The sequence below is a fragment of the Cohnella hongkongensis genome (assembly GCF_042654645.1).
Classification (GTDB): Bacteria; Bacillota; Bacilli; order Paenibacillales; family Paenibacillaceae; genus Cohnella; species Cohnella hongkongensis.
Window position 1 is genome coordinate 518,043 of record NZ_JBHSEP010000001.1, and the last position, 22,862, is coordinate 540,904.

The window sequence follows — 22,862 nt, forward strand, 5'->3', positions numbered from 1 at the left end:
CATTGTCCAAATCCGCCGTTCTCGCCTTCCATTACGCCGCGCGGGCGATCGTGCTCGCCGGGTTCGCGTTCCTGATCGTTCATCTCGTCCGTTCGGGCAACCTGAATCTGTATATCGCCGAACGGATGCAGCTGATCGTCAAGCTGTCCGCGCTGGGGCTTTACGCAGTCGCAGCCCAGCAGCTCTATTCGGCGATGCGCGCCTTCTTCGACAAGGAGCACGACGGTCCGAACTGCGATTGCCTGCACGAGATGCCCGCGACATGGGGCAAGAGCCTGCTGTTTTACGGCTGGTTTGCGATTCCGCTCGTCATCGGCTACGCCGTGCCGGACGGTCTGCTCGGCAGCAGCATGGCGTCCGCCAAAGGCGTCCAGTTCGCGCCGCATCAGACGGCCGTCGGAAGCCAGACGAAGACGTCCCTATCGGCCAGTCTGCCTTCGGCGTCCGTGCAGTCCCCGGACCCTTCCGCCGACGCTCCCGCGCCCGAGCCGACAAGCGCCGTTGACGCCGGGAAGGCTTCGCCGCCGCCGGAACCGGCCGACGAAGCGGGCTCCGTCGCCGAGCGGGAACGAACAGCGCCGTCCGGCAATCTCGACGAGCTGTTCCCTTCCGACACGTTCACCGAGAGCTACGCCGCCTTCGGCAAAAAGCTGTACCGACAGGACGTCATTCACGTCTCTCCCAAGCAGTTTATCGAAACGTTAACTACGATCGATCTGTATCGCGACGCTTTTCTCGGCAAAACGGTGGAAGTCAGCGGCTTCGTCTACCGCGAGGACGATATGGGCCCCCAGCAGTTCGGCGTCAGCCGGTTCGCCGTCACGTGCTGTTCGGCGGACGCTTCTCCGTACGGCTTGATGGCCGCCTTCGACGAAGCGGATAAGCTGGCGACCGACGAATGGATCTCCGTCACCGGCACACTGGGCACGACGATGTACAACGGCATCGAGATCATTCAGATCGACGTCGCCGAAACCGTCAAAATCCCGGCCCCGGACGACCCATACGTTTCTCCGGACTTCGACTTCGGAATCGAGGCGTTCGAGTGACGTACGGCAGGACCCTGTCCGCCGAACGATTTCGCTGAACGGTTCGGGTGACCAAAGCGGCGGTTCGCCGCCGCGAGTATGGACACGACGAGGGGCTGCCCGGCAAGTCGGCAACATGCCGTTTGCTCGGTCAGCCCCTCAACGCTGGGTATGTATAAGATCTGTTCATTATCCGTTGGACGCTTCTCTTCGATCCCGATTTTTCGGAGAATAGCGGAACATCAGATTCGCCATATTATAATTGGATTCGAATTGAACGCTGACCAGCACCCGCCCCTGCTTCAGCAAGAAATCGTACGAAATCTCCCCGTGCGTCCACCCGTTCTTGCGCTTGAGCGCTTCAACTGCCAGATGCCGCAATTCCAGCACCTGGTCTGCCGTCAAGCCCGGGGCGGCGGGGGCTTGATCGCCGCAATCGACGGGCAGGTGGCGAATGCCGAACCGGCCGACCGAGTCCTCCCGAATCTGCAGCACGATCGTACCGGCGGTCATTCCCTTCAGCTCTCCTCCCAGCTTCTCCAAAGCCAAGTCGATCTGACGGGCCAAAGAAATGTGATTGGAAGTCATTATTCTCCTCCTTCGGACTCAGTTTCTCTAATACTTCCGGCAAACCCAATGTATTCCATATGAGACTTCGGACTCAGTATAATTGAATTTTTTGAATATTTCAATGATTTTGTCAAAAATCAGAGTCTTTTGGTTAAAAAAGGCGTAAACCTCCTCGCACGAGGACCTTTACGCCTGAATGGAATTAGGAGTCGCCGATCGCCGATCCGGAGCCGGCTCCGCTCGCGGAGCGAATTGTGCCGGGGACCTCTAGCTTTGGCACAGCGCGGCGAAGGCGTCGACGTCGGCGACCGCTCGGGCGACCGCGCTTTCCCAGAAGTGCGGCTCGTCCAAGCGGACATTCAGATGACGCAGGGCCAGCTCTTCAACGGTCATTGCGGCGGTGTCCCGCAGCAGATCGTCGTAGCGCCTTCCGAACGAGGGACCTTCCCGCTCCGCAGCGGCCGCAAGGCCCGTGCTGAACAAATATCCGAACGTATACGGAAAGTTGTAAAACGGCACGTCCGTCAAATAAAAATGCAGCTTGGACGCCCAGAAATGCGGATGCCAGCTTCCAAGAGCGCCGCCGAACGCTTCTTTCTGCGCTCCCTCCATTAGCTCGCTCAATTCCGCGGCTTCGAGCATACCCGAAGCTCTGCGCGCATAGAAGCGGGTCTCGAACAGAAACCGGGCCCGAATGTTCATGCAGAAGGCGACGGCCCGCTGCAGCCGTTCGTCCAGCAAGGCGAGCTTCTCCCCGTCGCTCCCGGCTCTCCGCAGCAGCGCGTCGCTGACAATCTCCTCCGCGAACGTCGAAGCGGTTTCCGCGACGTTCATCGCATACTCCTGAGCCAGCGGAGGCAGCTGCTGAACGAGCCGGGCATGGTAGGCGTGGCCCAACTCGTGGGCCAGCGTCGATACGTTGCCGGGGGTGCCCGAGTACGTCATGAAAATTCGGCTCTGGCGTCCGATCGGAAAACTCGTGCAGAAGCCGCCCGGTCTCTTCCCGGGTCGATCCTCCGCCTCGATCCAGCGGTCGGTGAAGGCGGTCCGGGCCAGCTCCGCCATCTCCGGCGAGAACCGCGAGAAAGCCTCCGTAATCAGTCCGGCCGCTTCCTCGTAACCGATTCGGGAAGATGCGGAAGCGACCGGCGCGCCGACATCGTGCCAGCCCAGCCTCATCTTGCCCAGCAAGCGCGCCTTGAGAGCCAAATACCGCTGAAGCGGAGAGATGCTGCCTTCGACGGCCGTCCACATCGCGTCCAGCGTCCGGCGAGTCATGCGATTGATCGCCAGCGGCTCCTTCAGCGGATCGCCCCAGCCGCGAAGCCGGTACAGCTTCAGACGGAAGCCGGCAATCCGATTGAGCGCGTCCGCTCCCAGATCCGCCTGCGCTCCCCAGGCCTTCTCCCACTTGGCGGCCATGACGTCGCGGACGGCCTGCGACGGATCGTCCAGCTTGTTGGCCGCCTGGCCCGCAGAGAGGGGGATCGTCTCGCCCCCCTCCTCCCACGGAATGGAGATTCGCCCGACGATCGTGTTATAATGCTCGCCCCAGCCGTGATAGCCGTCCACCGCCAGCTCGCTGGCTACCGCCTCCAACGCGGGCGGCAGCTTTTCCTTGGCGAAGCCGCGCTTCTCGTTCAGTGAGAACGCGACCGCAGCCAGATCGGGCCGATCGGCCGTCCACGAGCGCCAATCCGAATCCGCCGCGAGAGCCAGCTTCGCGTCGAACAGGTCGGATGCCTGCCTGTAGCGGGAAGACAGCGTCTGAATCCGCTCCGTCCAGCCTACCGCGCGTTTGTCGCCGACGTTTTGCGCCGTCAGGCAGGCGACGAAGGAATCGGCTTCCTTCAGCCGGGCGAGCGCGTCCTGAAGCTTCGCGGTCCAGGCGGACAGCCGCTCCGCATTCGGCGCCGAATCTCCGCTTTCCCGCAGCTCGTTCAGCAGCGCGTCGCAGCCGGCCTCCGCCTCGGCGACGAAAGCCGCAAACTCAAGCGAAGAGGAGCCGCCCGCGAAGAGCGACTCCAGGTTCCATATCGGTTGTGCCATGATTCACATCTCCTATCCTGTTGCTTTCGGCCAATCGCTTGCGTTATCTTTAAGTCAACGTACAAGCAAGGAGAGATCAGCCGTCTTGATTCCTTTAAGAAACAGTTTGCCCTATGACGTGCTCATGCAGGACGTCGTCGCTCTGGAATGCCCATTCTGCAAAAGCGCCAACGTTCGGCTTCCGCTCACCCCCGAGGACGTGCAGGCGATGTACGGCGGCGCCCGCAAAAGAACGATCGTGTTCCCCTGCTGCCAAAGCTCGCTGCGCTTCATCGACGCGGACCGGGACTACCTGCTCGCCAACCGGGCGATCCGCTGATCGCCGGCGCTTTACGCCCCGTTCTCCACCATTTCCTCCGGAAGCTCCAGCCCTTTCCCGGTCATTTCCTCGCGAATCGCCTGCCACTGCTCGCGGGAAGCGCGAATCATCGCAGCGTCGACAATCTTTTTATCCTGGATGACTCTTCCGAACCATCGGACGGCTTCGTTGTATTGGCCGGTTCGTCTGTTCAGCTCGCCGATCAAGTACATAAGGCGGGCGCTGCTGACCGAGCCGCTTTCCGTCTCGTACACGCGAATATAGGCTTCCAGGGCGAATTGAAGAAAACGGGTCTCCTGCTCCTTCTTCCCTTCGTACCGGTACAGCCAGGCGATATGGTGCAGCAGAGCCGCAATGACGCGATCCTTCTCTCCGATCACCTGCGCCGTCAGCAGGCTGAGCTTGTAGCACTCCATCGCGTCGTCGGTGCTTCTCTCTCCCCCGTAGTCGCGATGCTTCCACTGGCCCCCGATTTTATCGTAAAAAGCCGCCTTCTGCTTCTCGCTGATCCTCTCCGAGAAGTTTTCCGTCGAGGCGAAGCCGCAGTAGGGACATACGCGCACGACGTAGAAGTCCGGATTTACCGTTTTGAAGTACGAGCAGAAATCGGTGTCCGTCTTGACCGCTTTTTTGAGGCTTGGCCGAACTCTGGACGTCTGAAACAGTTGCTCGCAGCAGATGCAGGTTACTTTGATCTGGAATAACGGTTCCATAGTGAGCCCCCTATTGATGATCGGAATCGGATTCCGTATTGATAAAATGGTTCGCCGGTCCGGACAATCGTTCGATCGTCAGCTTCTGCAGCGGTTCGGGAATCGAAGTTTCGGACAACGCTTCGGCCATGCAGGCCAGCCAGGCCGCTGCGCGTTCGGGCGTAATCGGAAACGGCAGATGACGGGCTCTCATCATCGGATGTCCGTATTGGTCGGAATACAGCGGCGGACCGCCCAAGAACTGCGTCAAAAACAAAAACTGCTTCTCCATGACGGGCTGAATATCTTCCGGAAACAGAGGAGCGAGCAGCGGATGCGCCTGAACCTTCGGATAGAACCGTGTCACGATCTCGCGGATAGCGTCTGCTCCTCCAATGGCCTCGTAAATCGTCGCGTAGCTGGACAAGTTGCGCCTCCTGAGCGGCATCGCGGGCATCTGCCTGCTCGCGATGGATGTAATGGGCGGAAAGTCCTTTTTCGACTTCCGCAACTCCTCTTCATTATAGCATACCGCTCCGTTTCTCCTCGCACAAAAAATAAAAATCGCCCGCAGGGGGCGATAGAAATCGGCATGCCGCCGATCGCTGCTCGAAGCTCTTATCCTTCCTCTTCCGCTGGAGCTAAAGATTCCCGAATGACATAAACGAAAGCGCATACAATCAAACCTGCGACGACGGCCGCCATACTCATCACTCCAGCCTCGATGAATTTGTGGTGCGCGGGTAGGATTTCCTTAACGGATTCTAGTTCGATTGTATCATAGGTTCGCGCTTTTTTGAATCCTTTAAGTAAGCGATTTCAGCAGGAAATAACCGGTTCTGCTCCGGGCTCCGCGTCTATAAGCCAGGGCGGACGGAATCGGGGAAAGACGTGACGGGAAAGACGATCGGCAAGATTGTCCGGCCTCGATCATATATTGGGACAAGGCACGTCAACGAATGGAGGAATGACCGTGGTTCCATCGGGCGCAAGTCCGGAACGTGCGAGCTCCCGCTTCGCGCTGGCGAGCGCGCTGGTCATCGGCGGAGCCGCGCTGCTGATCGGCGGCCTGGCGCTGGGAGACGGCGCAAGCGCGCTGAACGCCTCGCTAAGAGGCGTGGCGGTGTGGTGGGAGGTGCTGTTCCCCGCCCTGTTCCCTTTTTTTGTCCTGTCCGAGCTGCTGCTCGGCTTTGGAATCGTTCATTTTATGGGCACGCTTCTGGACCCTTTTATGCGCCCGCTGTTTCGCTTGCCGGGAGTAGGCGGGTTTATCGTCTCGATGGGCTTCGTATCGGGCTATCCGGTTGGCGCGCGGCTGACGTCGCGCCTGATGGAGCAGAAGCTGGTGACGAGGGACCAGGGGGAGCGGCTCGTCGCGATGACGACGACGTCGGACCCCATTTTCTTGATCGGCGCCGTCTGCATCGGCTTCTTCGGCCATCTGCAGACCGCTCCCGTTCTGGCGGCCGCTCATTACAGCGGCGCTCTTCTGCTCGGGGTCGCCTCCCGCTTCGGCCGGCGCCGCGACGCTGTCGAAATCTCCGCGCGGAAGGAAGCGGCCCCTCCTGGCCGATGGCGCGCGGCGTTCTCCGCCATGCATCGGGCGAGAATCGAGGACGGACGTCCTTTGGGCGTTCTGCTGCAGCAGGCGCTGCAATCGTCTCTCTCGCTGATGATGATCGTCGGCGGGCTGGTCGTCTTTTTCTCCGCGGCGCTCGATCTGCTGGTCAACGGAGGCATGCTGACGCCTCTGCGGCAGCTGGCCGCCCAGCTTCTGCCTTGGTTCGGCCTGTCGCCGCATCTGTCGGAGGCGTACATGCACGGCGCCTTCGAGGTGACCCTCGGCAACAAGGCCGCCGCCGCGGACCCGGCCATCCCCCTCGTCGACCGCGTCGCCGTCGCCGCCTTCGTGCTTTCCTGGGCGGGCTTCTCCGTCCACGCGCAGGTGGCCGGCCTCATGAGCGGGACCGGGTGGAGGTACCTTCCGTTCGCGCGAATGCGGTTCCTGCACGGACTGCTGGCGATGCTTCTCGTCTATGCGTTCTGGCCTCTTCTTTATCGGGGCGAAGCGGCGGCGACTTCCGCCATACTCGCTTGGACGAACGGCGTTCCGGATACCGCCGGTGTCCCGTTCGGGTGGGCGGCCGCTGTCGTCTGGCTCCCGATTCTGCTCGTCTTGGCCATCGTCATGATCGTCGCAGCGGGCTCGATCGCGATCGGCCTTCGGTATGGCTGGTCCCGTTTCGTTTCTCCGCGCCCGAAAGATTGAATTCGGCCAAGTTATTGGTTATGATCAAGACAACGATCCCTTTCGAATCTCGAAGAAGGCATCGAGTAACAGGGTTTATTTCGGAAGGAGCGGCAGACGTTTGAAATACGCATTGCTGGACCGGGGCGACCCGTTATCCCGGGAACTAAAGGAACAATTCAAAGCCCAGGCGAAAGCCAGAGGCTTCGTCTACGACGAGGAAGCGCCGGAGAGCGTCGTCTCGATCGGCGGCGACGGCACGATGCTCCAAGCGTTCCACCGTTACAAAGATCAGCTGGAGAGCGTCGCTTTCATCGGGATTCATACGGGGCATCTGGGCTTTTATGCCGATTGGCAAAAAAACGAGCTCACCGAGCTGCTCGACCTGATGGCGACTACCGAGCCCCGCAATATCCATTATCCTCTGCTGCATGTCGAGATCGATACGACAGAAGGGACAGAGGCTCACCTCGTGCTGAACGAATTCACGTTAAAAAGCGCCGACGGCACGCTCGTATCGGCAATCCATATTAATGACGAGCCGTTCGAGATGTTTCGCGGCGACGGCATCGTCATCTCGACCCCGACAGGCAGCACCGGCTATAACAAAAGTCTCGGAGGCGCGGTCATTCACCCGTCGCTGGAGGCGCTGCAGATCGCCGAGATCGCTTCGATCAACAACCGCGTGTACCGGACGCTCGGTTCCTCGGTCATCCTGCCCAAGCACCACCACTGCGACATCGTTCCTCCCGATCTCGAGGAAGAGCTGATCATCGGCGTCGACCATCTGCTCATGGCCAAATCCGGAGTCCGTTCGATTATGTGCAGAGTCGCCGAGAAGAAGGTCACCTTCTCCAGATACCGGCCCTTCACGTTCTGGAATCGCGTCCGCGAGGCGTTCATCGGATCGGTATAAGCCAGCCAGCCGTAAGCGCGCCATTTTCTCCGCCGTCAGGCCCGCTTACGGCCTACCGCATCGTTAGCGCCCCATTTTCCCCGCCAACGGACGCTCCCTTCTGAAGCAGACAAGCATAAACGGCTTACGCCGTCCTTAGGATCGGCGGGATAACGTTTATGTCGGAGGTGATTCAGATAAGGATAACGAATTTTATACTTTCTGAATCACTCATAAAAACAGGGATAAGCAGCAACGCGCTGCCTACCCCTGTTTTCATCTTCCTCTAACCGAGGAGCTTATTCGCTGGACTTGGAAGCGCCCGGCTCCGGCCGGACAGCGCCTTCCGGACGGTTGTCCGGCTTGCCTCCGAAGCCTTTGCGGCGACGGTTCCGGCCTTGCCAGCGATTGTCGTTGCGCCCTCCCTCGCCGCGCGCCCCGTCGCTGCGGGATTCCTTGCGGGGAGCGTCCGCGCGCGCGCCTTCCTGCCGGTGAGCATCCTTGCGGCCCCCGTCATGACGCGGGCCTTCTTGCCTTTGTCCCGCATGAGCTCCCGCTTCTTGCGTTCTAGGCGCCTGATCTGAATTGCCGCCGTTCCGGTGACCTCCCCGCGTCTTCCCCGACGCTTGTCCGCCCCCCGGTCTGCGCTCATGAGAATGGGAGCGGCCTTGCCGGTGGGAGCCTCCGGAATCCTGACCGTTCCTCGCCTGATTTCCACGGCCCGAAGAAGAACCTCCGAAGCCTCTGTGCTCCCGCTCCGACTGGTTCGAAGAGCGTCTCTCGGCCTCCCGGCGCTCCGCATCCGCCGCGGCGCGAGCGACCGCGGATACCGTTACGTTCGGCACGCGAACAGGGCCTCCCGCTCTTTCCTTAAGCGGCCATCTCATGATCGGCCCGCTTAAGGCTGCGGCCGTCTCAGCCGCTTGGCCCTCCGTCTCGTTCAACGCGGCGGCCGTCTCCGAAGGCTCCTCCGGCACGATGACCGCATCCGGCGGAAGAGCATTCACGTCGAGCTTAGCCAGAACGAAATGGGCGCAGCCGAAATTGCAGTATTCGTTAATGTAATCGACGAAATTGGAGATCGCCGAATCTTTGCCCGCCCGCGGATGTCCGTCCCGATAGAAACCCCGGAGACGAAGCTGATTGTAGCCCCAATCCCCGACGATATAATCGAAACGGTCCAGGACGTCGCTGTACCTCTCGCGAAAAGCTTCGGGATTCCATCCGTTCTTGTATTCGTGGACCAGCGAGTAAGCGTTGCCTCCCGCCATAAAAATCATGTTACGCTCTCCTTCTGGAGACCGTTCGATCTTGCCTCCGCGGATTTAACCTGCTCATGCGCATGATACGAGCTGCGGACGAAAGGCGCGGACTCCACGTGAGAGAACCCCCGTTTGAGCCCTTCCTCCTTTAACGCCGCGAACTCGTCCGGATGTACGTACCGAACGACGTCGAGGTGCGACGGTGAAGGCTGCAAGTATTGGCCGAGAGTCAGAATGTTGCAGTCCACCGCCCGCAGGTCGTCCATCGCCTGCAGCACTTCCTCGAACGTTTCCCCCAGGCCGAGCATAATGCTCGACTTTGTCGGAATGTTCGGCTGCATCTCCTTCGCTCTTCGAATGAGCTCCAGCGAGCGCGGATACTTCGCTTTCGCGCGCACGCGGTCGGACAGCCGGGCAACGGTCTCGATATTGTGGTTGAGAATGTCCGGTTTCGCGTCCATGACGATCTTCAAGGAATCCGGGTTGCCGAGAAAATCCGGAATGAGCACTTCGACGCTGCAGAACGGCATTCTCTTGCGAATCGCCTTGATCGTGGCCGCGAAAATGGATGCCCCCCCGTCCTTCAGATCGTCCCTCGCTACCGAGGTGACGACGCAATGCTTCAAGCCCATCTGCTCGGCCGCTTCCGCCACCCGTTCGGGCTCCTGCAGGTCGAGCTCCGTGGGCAGTCCGGTTTTGACCGCGCAGAACCGGCACGCCCTCGTGCAGATGTCCCCGAGAATCATAAAAGTCGCCGTACGGTTGGCCCAGCATTCATATATGTTCGGACAGCGCGCTTCTTCGCAAACCGTATGGAGCGTCTTGCTCCGCATCACTTGCTTCAGTTCCTGATAAGGCTCCCCAGTCGTCAGCTTGATTTTCAGCCATTCGGGTTTGCGCGGTTTAGCGCCAGTCGTCATCGTCATTCCCCTCTTTCTGTCCTCCTTATTATAGCACGATTCGGATAAAAACCAATGATCTGTAAAACCCTACTCCTACATACCGAGCTCGAGGAGGAGTCACGTTGCGACACGATTGGCGGAAAATGGGGCCAGCCTTCAGGGGCGCCGTCATGGCGGTTCTCGCTTGTCTCGCGCTGTTGGGAGCGGGAGAGTCCGGCGCCGCCGTTCACGGCGCAGGTCAGGATCCGTCGTCCAAGGCCGACGAATACGCGAAACGGCGCAAGCTGTACGAGTCGATCAGCCTGCGCACCGGTCTGGAATGGCCCTACATCGCGGCCATCGATCAGTATGAGCGGACGATGTCCCAGGCCCATCCGAAGACGAGGCCGATTCGCAAGGATGCGGTGTCCGGCATATACATTCCCGCGAAGCGATGGAGCGGAGATTTGAATCCGACCGAGGAGGATACGAACCCGGTATCCATCCGTTTTTTCCACGGAATCGGCCGGGACGGCTCGGGAGACCGGATCGCCGATCGGGGCCAGGACGAGGATCTGCTTTATTCGGTTACGCTGCAGGCGCTGCGGTACGGCAGCTCGGAGGACGATTTCAGCATCGGACTGTGGGAGTACTATCACAACACGCGCGCCGTCCAGCGCATTATGCAGTTCTCCAAGCTGTATCGTCATTTCGAGCGACTCGACCTGTCCGGCCACGCCTTCCCGCTCCCGCTGCAAAGCACCTACTCGTACCGCAGCACCTGGGGGAACAAACGCGGCTGGGGCGGTAGGCGAATTCACGAAGGAACGGACATATTCGCCGGATACGGCGTACCCGTCAGAAGCACCTGTTACGGAGTCATCGAGATCAAAGGCTGGAACGCCTACGGAGGTTGGAGAATCGGCATTCGCGACCTGAACAATCTGTATCATTATTACGCGCATCTGTCCGGCTTCGATAAAGCTCTCAAGACCGGAGACATCGTGCGTCCCGGCCAAGTCATCGGTTGGGTAGGCAGCTCCGGCTACGGTCGTCCGGGCACGCAGGGCAAGTTTCCTCCCCATCTGCACTACGGTATTTACCGGGACAGAGGGCTGGTGGAGTGGGCGTTCGACCCTTATCCGCTGCTGCGCCGCTGGGAAAGCGAGGAATACAAAGCATTAAAAAGAAAACGGTAGACCGCGTCTTTCCCTGCGGCTCTACCGTCTCCCTTTTCTCGGCGTCGTGCAGACCTTTGCCGGTATCCCGTTGGATCAGGCCCGGTACGAATCTGCCTTCGTCGGTATCCCGTTGGATCAGGCGCTGTACGAACCCGCCTTCGTCGGTATCCCGTTGGATCAGGCGCTGTACGAACCCGCCTTCGTCGGTATCCCGTTGGATCAGGCCCGGTACGAATCTGCCTTCGTCGGTATCCCGTTGGATCAGGCGCTGTACGAACCCTCCTTCGTCGGTATCCCGCTCGCTCAGATCACGTTGCTAGCGGTTCATCCAGCCGCCGTCTACGCAAAGCACGTGTCCGCTCATGTAATCGGATGCCTCCGAAGCGAGGAATATGGCCGGACCGACGAGGTCCTCGTCCGCGCCCCAGCGACCGGCCGGAATGCGCTCGAGAATTTGCCGGCTGCGGACCGGATCGTTGCGGAGCGCCTCCGTATTGTCCGTCGCCATGTAGCCCGGCGCTATCGCGTTCACCTGAACGCCCTTGGACGCCCACTCATTGGCGAGCGCCTTGGTCAGTCCGGCGACCGCGTGCTTGCTGGCCGTGTATCCCGGGACGTTGATCCCGCCCTGGAAGCTGAGCATCGACGCGATGTTGACAATTTTGCCGCGCCCCTGGTCGATCATCCGTTTGCCGGCGAGCTGGCACAGAACGAAAACGGAGTTCAAATTCACGTCCAGCACTTCCTGCCAATCGGAATAAGCGTGCTCCGCCGCCGGCGTGCGGCGGATGATGCCCGCATTGTTCACCAGGATGTCGACGCCGCCAAACGTTTTGACGGCCGCGTCGACGACAGACGGAAGCTTGCTCCGGTCGGCCACGTCCGCCTGTACGATAATCGCTTGGCGGCCGTACGCCTCCGCCTTCGCCTTCGTTTCCTCGGCGGACGTGCGGTTGGTGACGAGCACCAGGTTCGCCCCGGCTTCGGCCAGACCGGCCGCGATCGCTTGTCCCAGCCCTCTGCCCGCTCCGGTAACGATGGCCGTTCGGCCGGACAGATCAAATCGATTGCGTGGTTGCGAGTTCAATTTTCACTCTTCCTCCTTCTTCGTAGCGGCGCCTAACCTCCTCAGGAAGTCCGTCGTCCGTGATCAACAGGTCTAGATCCTCCAGCGCTGCGAACGTCTGCAGGGCGGCCCGGTCGAACTTGCTGTGATCGGCTACTCCGTAGATTTCCTTCGCTCCGTTCAAATAGGCCCGCTTCAGATCGAGCAGCTCGCCGGTGAACACGGACAAGCCGAACTTGTCGTGCACGCCTGTGGCCGACAGGAACAGCTTCTGCACGTTCAGTCGCGCCAGCCACTCCAGCGCGTCGTTGCCGACGAGCACGTTACGGTGACGGTAACCGCCGGGGACGACGAGCCGGATTCGCTCTTTCGCCATCAGCTCGCGCATGATCAGCAAATCGTTGGTCAGCACGGTCAGCGGCATATCGGGCAGCTTCCTCGCGATCTCGAGCGTCGTGCTGCCCGCATCCAGGGCGATCACATCGTCCTGGCGAATGTAGCGCAGCGCCTGCGCGGCGATCGCTTCCTTCTCGGCAGCGCGCTTTGTATTCGGAATCTGCAGCGGAAGCAGCGGGTCGGCTGCGTCTCCGCGACTGACCGCTCCGCCGTGAATCCGCGTCAGCAGCCCCTTCTCCTCCAGCTTCTCCAGATCCTCGCGAATCGTCTTGGGCGTCACCGAAAACCTGTCGCTTAGCTCGGACACCTGCACCGTTCCGTTCTCTTGCAGCCATTCCAGAATCAATTGATGCCGTGTAATCGCAAGCATGTAGGGGTCGTTCCTCCCGACTTGGCAGTTGCTGCTATTTTAGCGCATCCATCGCAACGACATCCATATCCTTGAACGTATAATTTTCCCCGGCCATCGCCCACACGAACGCATAGCTGCTCGTTCCCGCTCCCGAATGGATCGACCAGCTCGGAGAAATGACCGCCTGCTCGTTGGCGATGACGATATGGCGGGTTTCGTTCGGCTCGCCCATAAAATGAAACACCCTTGCGTCGGCATTCATGTCGAAATACAAATACGCTTCCATGCGGCGGTCGTGCAGATGCGCAGGCATCGTGTTCCAGACGCTGCCGGGCTTGAACAGCGTTACGCCAAGCATAAGCTGGCAGCTCTGCACGCCGTTCTCGTGAATGATCTGATGGATCGTCCGTTCGTTGGACGATTCGAGCGAGCCGAGATTCAGCGTGTTCGCCTCCTGCACCGACACCTTGCGCGTCGGGAGCGTCGCATGGGCGAGCGCCGAAGTGAAGTAAATTTTCGCCGGATCGGACGGGTTGGCGCTGGACAGCGTCAGATTGCGAGTGCCTTTGCCGACGTACAGCGTGTCCAGCTTGCCGAGCGCGTAGCGTTCGCCGTCCGCCTCGATGACCGCTTCTCCGCCGCCGATGTGAATGAAACCGACCTCCCTCCGCTCCAAAAAATAGTCCGTCTTCAACACGTCGGCCGCCTCCACCGTCAAAGCGGCGTTAACGGGAAACGCTCCGCCGATAATCAAACGGTCGTCGTGCGCGTACACCATTTTGATTTCGTCGGGCTGGAACAGGTTCTCGATCAAGTATTGCCGGCGCAGCCTCGCCGTATCGTAATGCTTGGCGTCGGCCGGATTCGTCGAATGTCTGATTTCCACAGGGATCCCCTCCGTTTAGGTTCGTTTTCGTTCGAAATCAGTATATCACACTTTTTCGAACTTTAGTGAACCAATTTGAACATCGAACTCCCTCCTCGCTCCCGTCCCGCCACCACAAAGGGATTTTCTTGGCCTCGAGCGACACTAACCACTCCGCTCTCCGCAACTCGGGGCACTTTCTTGGCCTCGAGCGACACTAACCACTCCGCTCTCCGCAACTCCGAGGCACTTTTTTGGCCTTGGGCGACTCTCACCGCTCCGATCTCCGCAACTCCGAGGCACTTTTTTGGCCTTGGGCGACTCTCACCGCTCCGATCTCCGCAACTCGGGGCACTTTTTTGGCCTTGGGCGACTCTCACCGCTCCGATCTCCGCAACTCCGAGGCACTTTTTTGGCCTTGGGCGACTCTCACCGCTCCGATCTTCGCAACCCCGAGGCACTTTTTTGGCCTTGGACGACTCTCACCGCTCCGCTCTCCGCAACTCGGGGCACTTTTTTGGCCTTGGGCGACTCTCACCGCTCCGCTCTCCGCAACTCGAGGCACTTTTTTGGCCTCGGGCGACTCTCACCGCTCCGATCTCCGCAACTCGAGGCACTTTTTTGGCCTTGGACGACTCTCACCGCTCCGCTCTCCGCAACTCCGAGGCACTTTTGGGCCTCGGGCGACTCTCACCGCTCCGATCTCCGCAACTCGGGGCACTTTTTTGGTCTTCGGCTTCTTCCGGCGCGTCTTGCCTCCGTTTCTGCTTCATTTTTTAGCAAAATACTGTTGCACATCAAATAAATAAGTGTTATGTTAGAACATATTCATATACTCGGCCGTGAAGCACACGCCGCTCTTACCGGGAAATCGCCGGTCTGGGCGGCTTTTTGTTTTCAATGTGAAAGGATGTTGATACTGGTGGAGGAAAAAGAGACTATTGCAGTTGATGAAAAATTCGGGGCGGCTTATGAAAGGTGGATGGCGGATCAACTAGCAAGCGGTACAAACGAGCGAAAGAATCGACTTGCGGATATCGATCATCATGCGGAGAAAATGTTTCTCGAAAAAGTATGGTGGCCCTCGTTCAAGCACTTCGTCGGTTTGAGCGCGGAATACGAGGTGAGCGATTTCAAGGACGGCCGTCGCTATTTAGACTTTGCCTACCATACAGCAGGTTATAAAATCTGCATAGAAATCGACGGCCTTGGGACGCATTGGAAAAACATCGACCAACACAAATTCTCCGCCCATCTGATCCGACAGAACCACTTGGTGCTGGACGGTTGGATCGTGTTACGGTTTTCCTATGACGACGTTCGAGACAAACCTAGGCGCTGCCAGCAAATTATTCAGCAATTGCTTGGCAAATTAAGCGGTCTGAGTCTCGTTCAGCTCACACCGATGGAGAAAGTTCTCTACGATTTGGCCTGCGTTAGCAGCAGTCCGGTCACTCCCTTACAGGCAGCAACACGCCTGGGCATCCATCGCAAGACGGCTGCCAAGCATTTACGCAAGCTTAGTGAGAAAGGAATGATGATCCCGCTCGCTGCCAAATCCAAAGATAAACCTGTCAGGACGATTCGCTATCAAGCTGTCCCTACGGATTTCCATGGCTTCCGAGCTCAATAAACTGCCGCAGCCTTCTCTGCTCGAGAGTCCCGAAAGCCCGCCCGAATGCGCGTCGCCACCAACACGGGACAAAAAGGGGCAGGCCGCGTTGCCCTTCCCTCCGCCTTCTTCTCTTAAGCTTTACTCGCTATGGAACTCAACCGAAGCCGCTATCCGATCGCTGCCCTTTCGCCTTATCTCCTCGTCCCCGAGGATGTACGTCTGCCAAGACGTACCCGGAGCGCCTTCCCCCGGGTTATAGGTAAGGAAGCGTTCGACGGTGGCCGTTGACGTATAGCAGCAAGTTGTCGACTTTTGCTAGAGGCCGCGCACCTCGCCGCCGATCGAACTGCCGTCAGAGCGCCGTCTCCCGATATTTCCCTTCCCGGTCGGCCTTCCGCCGCATCGTCTGCCGGTACTCCGTCGGCTGCATGCCCGTCGTCTCGCGGAAGGCCCGGATAAAGCTTTTGTAGCTTTCATAACCGACCATGGCGGCCACCTCGACGATTTTATGCTCGGTGTCGGCCAGCAGCCGCCGGGCTTTATCCAGACGCACGTCGCGCAAGTATTCCGCGAAGCCTTTGCCGATATTTTTCTTGAACAGATTGGAAAAGTAAGCGTAGTTCAGGGAGACATGGTTGGACACCATCGCCAGATCGAGCGGCTTATCGTAGTTTGCGTGGATAAAGCGAACCGCCTCGTTCAAGTCCTGCGAGTTGCGATAGCTGCACTTGAATTCGTAATAGAACTGGTCCAGCCGAAGCAGCTGCTGCTGCAGCGCCTGAATATAGTCGCGAATACCCGGATAATCGTATAGCTCCCGCAAGCATTCGATGTCCAGCGCTTCTTCTCCCATATAGGGGCGGATCACGCGCTCGTATTCCTCCAGCAGCTGCACCGCGGCGCGGCACAGCTGCTCCGTGTAGCGAATAGGATAGCGCTGCAGCTCTCTCTTGTGGAAGATCGCCGACAGCCCTTCGGCGATCTTGCCGCTGTTATGGGTGCCGATTAACCGGAACAGGGCGTACAGCTGCTCGTGGGGAACCGCCCACTGCCGCTCCAGTCCCCCGATATCGTCCGGCAGAATGCAGCGTTTATCCGGGAACAGGTAGCTGTGGCGATGCAGCTCCATGACTTGCTCGTAGCTTCCCGGCAGCGCCTTCAGCCCCTGCCGCGGATCGGTCATGGCCGCAGAAGCCCCGATCTGCTCCGCCTGAAGCGCGGCGGGCAAAGCCTTCGGATCCACGGCGGCGTCGACCGCCAAAATCAGATGCGGGCGATGCTGCAGACAGACGCACCCCTGCCTGCCGTAGACGCGGTAGGCGATGGATTCGATGGCATGGGCGCTGTCCGCCCCAGGCTGATGAATCCGCCTTTCCTCCTTCACCAGACATAGACGGTAGCTTCGCCACAGCTCCGGATTTTGCCGCTGAACCTGGCCGATCCATTCCTCGTCGCTCGGCGCCCCCTGCATAAACATGCAAAGCTCCTTCCGCTCCGTCTCCCGGGCCCGGCGGGACAGATGCTCCAGATTGCGCGAGAGCGCCTGCCGCGTTCGAACCTCCTGCTCGACATGCTCCACCGAAGCCTGCAGATCCTCTCTCTTCACCGGCTTGAGCAGATAGCCCTTGGCCCCGAGGCCGATCGCTTTCTGGGCGTAGGCGAAGTCGCTATAACCGCTAATAATCAGATAATCGGCCTGGATTCGCTCCTCTTTGGCCTGCGCCATCAACGCCAATCCGTCCATATCCGGCATTCTGATATCGGTAATCACCAGCTGAATGCGGGCCTGCCGCAATATTTCCAGCGCCTCGATCCCGTTGCCCGCGCAGCGGATATCGCCGAACGGCAGCGGAAACTGCCGCAGCATCGCCTGCAAGCCGTCGCGGATATGCTTCTGATCGTCCACAATCAGAATGTTCATCGTTTCTACCACCCCCCAAGATTTGCATTTTCCCATGGCAGACGAATCGTTACGCACGTATAGGCGCCCTGCGTGCTGTCGATCCACAGCCCGCTTCCTTTGCCGTAATGAAGCTGCAAGCGCTTATGCACGTTTTCCAGGCCAAGCCCGTTGTTGCCGGCGACGATCGGCGAGTCCGGGTTGCCCTGCAGCCCGGCCTGCAGACCGGACAGCGTCTGAGGGTCGACGCCCGCTCCGTCGTCGCGGATCTCGATGAGCAGCAGCCGGTCGTTCTCCACCGTGACGGTAATTCCAATACGCACGCTGCCGCCCGAGGGGGCCGCATGGTGCACGACATTTTCGACGATCGGCTGCATGCACATTTTGGGGATGGCATAGCGAAGCACCTCCTGGGGGAGATCGGCCGTCAGTTCGAAGCTGCCGCCCTCCATAAAGTTGATGAACTGGATGTAGCTTCGGATGTTGGCCAGCTCCTCGCCGAGGGCGACGGAGTCGCTGCGCCAATTCATGCTGTAGCGCAGAAGCGACCCGAGCGACACAAGCGCATTGGCGATCGCGGGCTGCTTCTGCACCTCCGCCTGCATGCGAATGGATTCCAGCGCGTTATACAGAAAATGCGAGTTGATCTGAGAATGCAGCGAATGCAGCTGCGCGTTTTTGGCAATCAGCTGCTTATCCACCACCTGCGTCATCAGCCGCTGAATCTCGTCCAGCATATTGTTGTAGCTGACCGCCATCTCGTCGATCTCGTCGCCGGTCTCGTTCTCGCCCAGGCCGGTGTCGATCTTCGCGTCCAGCTGCCCCTTGCGCACCTTGCGCATGGAGATGAGCACGCTGTTCATCCGGCGGAAAATGCGCCGGGTCGTATGCGAGACGAGCAGCAGCATCAGCAGCAGCACGCACAGCGCAACCGCGACGACGGCGACGTACCAGCTGCGCGGCCCCTTCATCAGCGCCTGGTGAGATGCGATATCCACCACGTAGGCGTTAAGCGGAGCGATGTAACGGTAGAGCGCGTAATAGGTCTGGTCTCCGGATTCGACCTTGACCGGGTCGGTCTGCTGCAGCGCGTCCAGCTGCCGGTGAACGCTGCCGAGTATATCGTCCAGCGCCTCCCCGGCATGGCGCACGAACGAATGCTCCGAATCGTAGACGTATCGGGGAGCGTTCGTCCCCTCCATAACGACGGAGAAGAAATCCCCGCCGCCCCCCTCCAGCAGATCGCGGAAAAACACGTCATGATCTACCCGAATTTCCATAATGCTGGGACGTTTGTGCTGCTGTCCCTGCAAGCGCACCAGCCGATAGTAGGAAAGCGTATGTTCGCCGTCCTTGAAGGCGAACAGCCGGTAAGCCGAGCCGCCCTCGTCCCGAAGCGAGACCCAGTAATCCTGCGGCCAGAATCTGTCGTAATGGTAGATTTCGGGCCAAATTTCATACAAATTCGGGTTATCGACATAAAAGCTAAGCTGGCTGATCATCTCGTTGCTCTGAATGATGTTATGCATCTGCTCGTACTGGTTTTGCCTGAATTTCACCAGACGAAGACCGTCCGCGCGCATGTGGGTATGAATAAAGTCCACGAACGCTTTCTGCGTCAAGGCGGTAGAGGAAGCGTTTTCAATCATGTCCATTCTGCCGCGCAGCTGCTCGTTAAGCCGGGAAATATGACTGCTCCCGGCAGCCATGGCGTCCTTGTACAGCTGATGCTCCTGAAGGCGGATAAACAGGAAGGACACCAGAATGGCAGGAACGGCGATCAACAGGCTGAACGCCAGGAACAGCTTCTGAGAGATGCGGGCGTTGCGGTAAATCTTCCTCATTTGATTCGGCAGAACCTTCACGTCGATGCCCTCCCCCACCTCCGTAATATACCATATTCGTTCCCCGGGCGTCAGACGGTCGGGAAGCTCGGGCTTCACCGGAGAATGCCGACCGCCTTGTCGGCGGCCGGCAGCGGTTGTGGCCGGGGAGCGCGGTTACTGCGCCATTTTGGCTTTGCGCGCGTCCAGCTCGGTCTGGCGGTACTCCATCACCTGGTCGAAGCCGTAGCTCGCGCGGCGGGCCAGGAAGCTTTCGAAGATCTTGTCGAAGGCGGCTTCATCCTTGGCCGTAATCAGCTCGGGCAGCACTTCCTCCCAATTTTGGGCTATACGCGACCAGGCGACTGCGACGTCGGAATCGCCGAGCGGGTCCAGCCCCTTGTAGATGCCGCTGTCGATATCGGCCTGCGCGTTGGCGAAGTCCTCCATCTGCTTGATGACGGGCGCCTTCTCCGGTCTCCACTGGTTGACGATGACGGGGTTGCGCATCATCCAGTACGTGTCCAGAACGCCGTATTCCTTCTCCAGCTTCTCGATATCGGTTTCGATCAGCTGCACCAGCTCGGCCTTCAGCTGCGGCTTGCCGTCCGCCATCTCCCACGTTTCGCCTTCCTTGCCGAGGAACAGATCCCGCTGGCCCTCTTCGCTGGCCAAATAGGTCAGGAAGCGGATGGCTCGTTCGGGATTTTTGGCCGATTTGCTGATCATCGTCACCATCCAGCCGTCCATGTTGCCGGGGAACAGCTTGGCGCTGTCTCCGTTCGCGTTCCGGGGTCCGTCCACCGCGATATAGTACGAGTCCGGATTGGCGCTTGCGGCGAGCATCGGATTGACCGCGGTCATCCCCGTCCATTCGCGGATCATCATGAAATAACGGGCATTGTTCGTCTTCTCCTCCACCTGGGTATCGGAATCGACCAGGAAATCGACGTTGATCAATCCGCGCTCGTAAGCGGTGCGGAACGTCTTCAGCCAGGCGATATAATCGGAATCGGTAAGACGGTCGTAGACTTTGCCGTCCTTCTCGTACGGAACGGCCAGCAGGTTTTGCAAATACTCGGTCATCCCGTAGGGAACGTTGCCCTGCGCGAAGAACGGGCTCATCGGCTGCCCTTTATATTGGGAATATTGATCCTTCAGCAGCTGCAGCGCGTTCAGAAAGCCCTCCGGCGTCGTCAAATCCGGGCGGCCCATCTCCTCGTACAAATCCTTGCGCACAAGGAACGTCTGATTGGCGGCCGTCATGCCGGTCTCATGCATCAGGTTGGGACTATAGGAATCGTTAGGCACGCCGTAGGTATTGCCGTTTTCCTGACGATACCACTTCAGCGTGCCGTCGCCCGCCACCTTGAAGAAGTAAGGATCGTACTGCTCGGCCAACTCGTTCAGCGCATAGACGTGGTCGCCTTCCCACAGCTTCTTGACAGCGGTTTCCCACGACCCCATGGAAATCAAATCCGGCAGCTTGCCCGAGGTCATCATCAGCGTAATATGCTCGTTGGCTTCGCCGGACGGCACCTCGATTTTGACGTTGACGCCCGTTTTCTCCGTCACATACTTGGAGGCCAAGCTTTCTCCCCAGCTGTGACCGTACCAATTGGCGCCTACGAACCAGGTCAAATCCACCGGGCTGGTATCCAGCTTCCAAGCGGGCTCGTCGGGGTTAGGCGCCGCCTCCCCGGCAGCGGTCTCGGACGGCTGGCTGGCCGACGGCTGGGCCGACGGCTTGCTTTCCCCTTTGTCGGATCCGGTGCACGCGGCCAGGCTCAGCGTCAGCATGACAGCCAGCACGAGCGCCCCGCCCTTTTGAATCGGCATCCCCTTCATTTTCACGCTCATCCTTTCTATCTTCTCTATTATATTCACCCTTTAATTGCGCCGATCATTACGCCTTTGACCAGATAGCGCTGAATAAAGGGGTAGAACACCAGAATAGGCAGCGTGGCCACCATCATGGAGGCGAACTTGATCGAGTTGCCGGGCAGCCTGGCGCCGAACTGCGCCATCGCCTGCTGCTGCATGAAGGACATCGAGTTCTCTGCGATGATTTTGTACAGCATCGTCTGCAGAGGCAGCTGATCCTGCGAACGAATGTAGATCACGCCCTGGTAATAATCGTTCCAATGATAGACGGCCGAGAAAAGCGCGATAGTGGCGATGACGGCCATGCTGTTGGGCAGTACGATCTTGAACAGAACGCCGTAATCCGAAGCGCCGTCCACCTTCGCGGATTCCTCCAGGCTGTCGGGAATCGTGCGAAAGAAGCTCATGAAGATGACCATATTGAAAAAGGTGTACATGGCGGGAATGATGAAGACCAGGAAATGGTCGTACAGCCCCAGCTTCGTCATCAAAATGAACGTAGGGATCAGCCCGCCCGAGAACAGCATCGTAATGAGGGCGATTTTCATATACACCTTGCGTCCGATCAGATTGGACTTGCTCATTCCGTAGGCGACGATGGCGGTGAACAGCACGTGCACCGTCGTTCCGATCACCGTGCGCAGTGTGGTGATATAAAATCCGTTCATCAGACCTTTGTCATTGAACACGACGCTGTAGCTGGCCAGCGAAAGCTCCTTCGGAAACCAGTTGACCGTCCCCAGCAGCGCTTGCTGCGGCGCATTCAGCGAGTTGACCAGCACAAACCACATCGGGTACAGCGTAATAAAGCAAACCGCCAGCATCAGCAAGGTATTCCAAATCTCGAATGCGCCGATTCGCCGAAGCGTTCCTCGTCTTTTCATGCGCTCCCTCCCTCCTTCCTCAGAAAATGCTGTCGCCCGTCAGTTTTTTGGAGGCGTAGTTCGCCATGAGCAGCAGCCCCAGCGCAACGATCGAGCGGACGAACAGAACGGCTGTCGAGAAGGAGTGGCGTCCGGAGACCAGCCCCATGTTATAGATGTACAGGTCCAGACTTTCCGCCATCTTCATGTTCATGTTGTTCTTGAGCATAAAGATCTGCTCGAAGTTGCTGCCGAGCATCCCGCTGACGGCGAGGATAAACAAAATCGCGATCGTCGGACGTATGCTCTGAACGGTAATATGCCACATGCGCTGCCAGCGGTTCGCGCCGTCCAGCTCGGCCGCCTCGTACAGCCCCGGATCGATGCCGGCTATGGCGGCAATGTAGATGATGGCGCTCCAGCCGGTTTCCTTGAGCGTATCGGAGAAATAGACGATCCACCAGAAGTATTTGGGATCGCTGTTATACAGAATTTCGCGATCCTGGATGCCGAGCGCCATCGTCACTTGATTAATGACGCCGCCCTCGCCCAGCCAGTTGAGCATAATGCCGCCGAAGATCGTCCAGGCAATAAAGTGGGGCAGGTACGATAGAGTCTGCACGGTGCGCTTAAAGCGAATATGGCGAATCTCGTTAAGCAGCAGGGCGAAGATAATCGGGATGGGAAAGCCCAGCGCCAGCTTGATCGAGCTCATCCCCAGCGTATTGCGGATCGAACGCCAGAAGCGATCGTCGGTCATAAAGTCCTGAAAATGCTTCAGTCCGACAAAAGGCGACTCCAGCATCGGCCTGGCAATGCTGTAGTCCATAAATGCGATAATCAGCCAAAACATCGGGAGATAGCAAAATATAAACATCCAGACGATTCCCGGCACGACCATGCTCTGCAGCTGCCACTGCCTCAAAAACGCTTTCATTTGTCCTGTTTTGTGATGGAACATCTTCCCTGCCCC

General features: G+C 59.0%; 19 protein-coding genes and 1 pseudogene. 6 read left to right on the forward strand and 14 right to left on the reverse strand.

The features are described from left to right. Positions 1-2: 2 nt before the first annotated feature. Complete coding sequence (locus ACFO3S_RS02375) at positions 3-1,049, forward strand: TIGR03943 family putative permease subunit (RefSeq protein ID WP_378091823.1); 1,047 nt, start codon at positions 3-5, stop codon at positions 1,047-1,049. 168 nt (positions 1,050-1,217) lie between these two features. On the opposite strand, the gene ACFO3S_RS02380 is transcribed toward ACFO3S_RS02375, so the two are convergent. Further along, a complete protein-coding gene (locus tag ACFO3S_RS02380; RefSeq protein WP_378091825.1) occupies positions 1,218-1,616 on the reverse strand; it encodes an O-methyltransferase in 399 nt (132 codons plus the stop codon). Positions 1,617-1,865: 249 nt separating this feature from the next. Beyond that, a complete protein-coding gene (locus ACFO3S_RS02385; protein WP_378091827.1) occupies positions 1,866-3,647 on the reverse strand; it encodes a M3 family oligoendopeptidase in 1,782 nt (593 codons plus the stop codon). 85 nt (positions 3,648-3,732) lie between these two features. On the opposite strand from ACFO3S_RS02385, the gene ACFO3S_RS02390 reads away from it, so the two are divergent. After that, positions 3,733-3,966, forward strand: coding sequence for a hypothetical protein (locus ACFO3S_RS02390; RefSeq protein ID WP_378091829.1), 234 nt, complete (start codon positions 3,733-3,735; stop codon positions 3,964-3,966). Positions 3,967-3,977: 11 nt separating this feature from the next. On the opposite strand, the gene ACFO3S_RS02395 is transcribed toward ACFO3S_RS02390, so the two are convergent. Continuing rightward, a complete protein-coding gene (locus ACFO3S_RS02395; RefSeq protein ID WP_378091831.1) occupies positions 3,978-4,679 on the reverse strand; it encodes a DUF2225 domain-containing protein in 702 nt (233 codons plus the stop codon). 10 nt (positions 4,680-4,689) lie between these two features. Next, positions 4,690-5,085 (reverse strand): globin domain-containing protein, encoded by a 396-nt coding sequence (locus ACFO3S_RS02400; RefSeq protein ID WP_378091833.1) that lies wholly within the window; start codon positions 5,083-5,085, stop codon positions 4,690-4,692. 546 nt (positions 5,086-5,631) lie between these two features. Between ACFO3S_RS02400 and ACFO3S_RS02405 the strand changes: the two genes are divergently transcribed. Both ACFO3S_RS02405 and ACFO3S_RS02410 read left to right on the forward strand, forming a co-directional pair. Then, positions 5,632-6,927 carry a nucleoside recognition domain-containing protein gene (locus tag ACFO3S_RS02405; protein ID WP_378091835.1) on the forward strand — a complete coding sequence of 432 codons (1,296 nt, stop codon included), beginning with the start codon at positions 5,632-5,634 and terminating at the stop codon, positions 6,925-6,927. 100 nt (positions 6,928-7,027) lie between these two features. Continuing rightward, on the forward strand, positions 7,028-7,822 hold the full coding sequence (locus ACFO3S_RS02410) for an NAD kinase (RefSeq protein ID WP_378091837.1): 795 nt from the start codon (positions 7,028-7,030) through the stop codon (positions 7,820-7,822). Between the two features lie 278 nt (positions 7,823-8,100). Here the strand turns inward: ACFO3S_RS02410 and ACFO3S_RS02415 are convergent, their stop codons facing one another. Continuing rightward, positions 8,101-9,081 carry a YutD-like domain-containing protein gene (locus tag ACFO3S_RS02415; protein ID WP_378091839.1) on the reverse strand — a complete coding sequence of 327 codons (981 nt, stop codon included), beginning with the start codon at positions 9,079-9,081 and terminating at the stop codon, positions 8,101-8,103. After that, positions 9,078-9,998, reverse strand: a pseudogene (gene lipA, locus ACFO3S_RS02420) (lipoyl synthase); the annotation flags it as partial. The pseudogene lipA and the gene ACFO3S_RS02415, both read right to left, overlap by 4 nt. Positions 9,999-10,108: 110 nt before the next feature. Between lipA and ACFO3S_RS02425 the strand changes: the two are divergent. Further along, positions 10,109-11,143 carry a M23 family metallopeptidase gene (locus ACFO3S_RS02425; RefSeq protein ID WP_378092238.1) on the forward strand — a complete coding sequence of 345 codons (1,035 nt, stop codon included), beginning with the start codon at positions 10,109-10,111 and terminating at the stop codon, positions 11,141-11,143. 298 nt (positions 11,144-11,441) lie between these two features. On the opposite strand, the gene kduD is transcribed toward ACFO3S_RS02425, so the two are convergent. Genes kduD through kduI form a run of 3 tightly spaced genes read right to left on the reverse strand, consistent with a single transcriptional unit; the run spans position 11,442 to position 13,825 of the window. After that, the gene (gene kduD / locus ACFO3S_RS02430; RefSeq protein WP_378091841.1) at positions 11,442-12,212 is read right to left on the reverse strand and encodes a 2-dehydro-3-deoxy-D-gluconate 5-dehydrogenase KduD; all 771 of its coding nucleotides are present in this window, start codon (positions 12,210-12,212) and stop codon (positions 11,442-11,444) included. Then, positions 12,184-12,957 carry a DeoR/GlpR family DNA-binding transcription regulator gene (locus ACFO3S_RS02435; RefSeq protein ID WP_378091843.1) on the reverse strand — a complete coding sequence of 258 codons (774 nt, stop codon included), beginning with the start codon at positions 12,955-12,957 and terminating at the stop codon, positions 12,184-12,186. Before ACFO3S_RS02435 ends, kduD begins: the two co-directional genes overlap by 29 nt. 34 nt (positions 12,958-12,991) lie before the next feature. Then, the gene (kduI, locus tag ACFO3S_RS02440; RefSeq protein ID WP_378091845.1) at positions 12,992-13,825 is read right to left on the reverse strand and encodes a 5-dehydro-4-deoxy-D-glucuronate isomerase; all 834 of its coding nucleotides are present in this window, start codon (positions 13,823-13,825) and stop codon (positions 12,992-12,994) included. 901 nt (positions 13,826-14,726) lie between these two features. Here kduI and ACFO3S_RS02445 point away from each other — a divergent pair. Further along, entirely contained in the window at positions 14,727-15,437 is a 711-nt protein-coding gene (locus ACFO3S_RS02445) for a DNA-binding response regulator (protein WP_378091847.1), read from the forward strand. A gap of 334 nt (positions 15,438-15,771) precedes the next feature. Here the strand turns inward: ACFO3S_RS02445 and ACFO3S_RS02450 are convergent, their stop codons facing one another. Genes ACFO3S_RS02450 through ACFO3S_RS02470 form a run of 5 tightly spaced genes read right to left on the reverse strand, consistent with a single transcriptional unit; the run spans position 15,772 to position 22,850 of the window. Further along, on the reverse strand, positions 15,772-17,340 hold the full coding sequence (locus ACFO3S_RS02450) for a response regulator (RefSeq protein WP_378091849.1): 1,569 nt from the start codon (positions 17,338-17,340) through the stop codon (positions 15,772-15,774). A gap of 5 nt (positions 17,341-17,345) precedes the next feature. Continuing rightward, the gene (locus tag ACFO3S_RS02455; protein WP_378091851.1) at positions 17,346-19,262 is read right to left on the reverse strand and encodes a sensor histidine kinase; all 1,917 of its coding nucleotides are present in this window, start codon (positions 19,260-19,262) and stop codon (positions 17,346-17,348) included. Positions 19,263-19,319: 57 nt separating this feature from the next. Next, positions 19,320-21,002, reverse strand: a complete 1,683-nt coding sequence (locus tag ACFO3S_RS02460; protein WP_378091853.1) for an extracellular solute-binding protein — start codon at positions 21,000-21,002, stop codon at positions 19,320-19,322. A gap of 23 nt (positions 21,003-21,025) precedes the next feature. Further along, entirely contained in the window at positions 21,026-21,910 is an 885-nt protein-coding gene (locus tag ACFO3S_RS02465) for a carbohydrate ABC transporter permease (RefSeq protein ID WP_378091855.1), read from the reverse strand. Between the two features lie 19 nt (positions 21,911-21,929). Continuing rightward, positions 21,930-22,850 (reverse strand): ABC transporter permease, encoded by a 921-nt coding sequence (locus ACFO3S_RS02470; protein ID WP_378091857.1) that lies wholly within the window; start codon positions 22,848-22,850, stop codon positions 21,930-21,932. Positions 22,851-22,862: the final 12 nt, after the last annotated feature.

Coding starts and splice junctions, on each gene's coding strand:
- ACFO3S_RS02435 (WP_378091843.1), bottom strand. CDS start 12,957: ATGCTTGCGATTACACGGCATCAATTGATTCTGGAATGGCTGCAAGAG.
- ACFO3S_RS02425 (WP_378092238.1), top strand. CDS start 10,109: ATGGGGCCAGCCTTCAGGGGCGCCGTCATGGCGGTTCTCGCTTGTCTC.
- ACFO3S_RS02415 (WP_378091839.1), bottom strand. CDS start 9,081: ATGATTTTTATGGCGGGAGGCAACGCTTACTCGCTGGTCCACGAATAC.
- ACFO3S_RS02395 (WP_378091831.1), bottom strand. CDS start 4,679: ATGGAACCGTTATTCCAGATCAAAGTAACCTGCATCTGCTGCGAGCAA.
- ACFO3S_RS02470 (WP_378091857.1), bottom strand. CDS start 22,850: ATGTTCCATCACAAAACAGGACAAATGAAAGCGTTTTTGAGGCAGTGG.
- ACFO3S_RS02450 (WP_378091849.1), bottom strand. CDS start 17,340: ATGAACATTCTGATTGTGGACGATCAGAAGCATATCCGCGACGGCTTG.
- ACFO3S_RS02380 (WP_378091825.1), bottom strand. CDS start 1,616: ATGACTTCCAATCACATTTCTTTGGCCCGTCAGATCGACTTGGCTTTG.
- ACFO3S_RS02460 (WP_378091853.1), bottom strand. CDS start 21,002: ATGAGCGTGAAAATGAAGGGGATGCCGATTCAAAAGGGCGGGGCGCTC.
- ACFO3S_RS02465 (WP_378091855.1), bottom strand. CDS start 21,910: ATGAAAAGACGAGGAACGCTTCGGCGAATCGGCGCATTCGAGATTTGG.
- ACFO3S_RS02385 (WP_378091827.1), bottom strand. CDS start 3,647: ATGGCACAACCGATATGGAACCTGGAGTCGCTCTTCGCGGGCGGCTCC.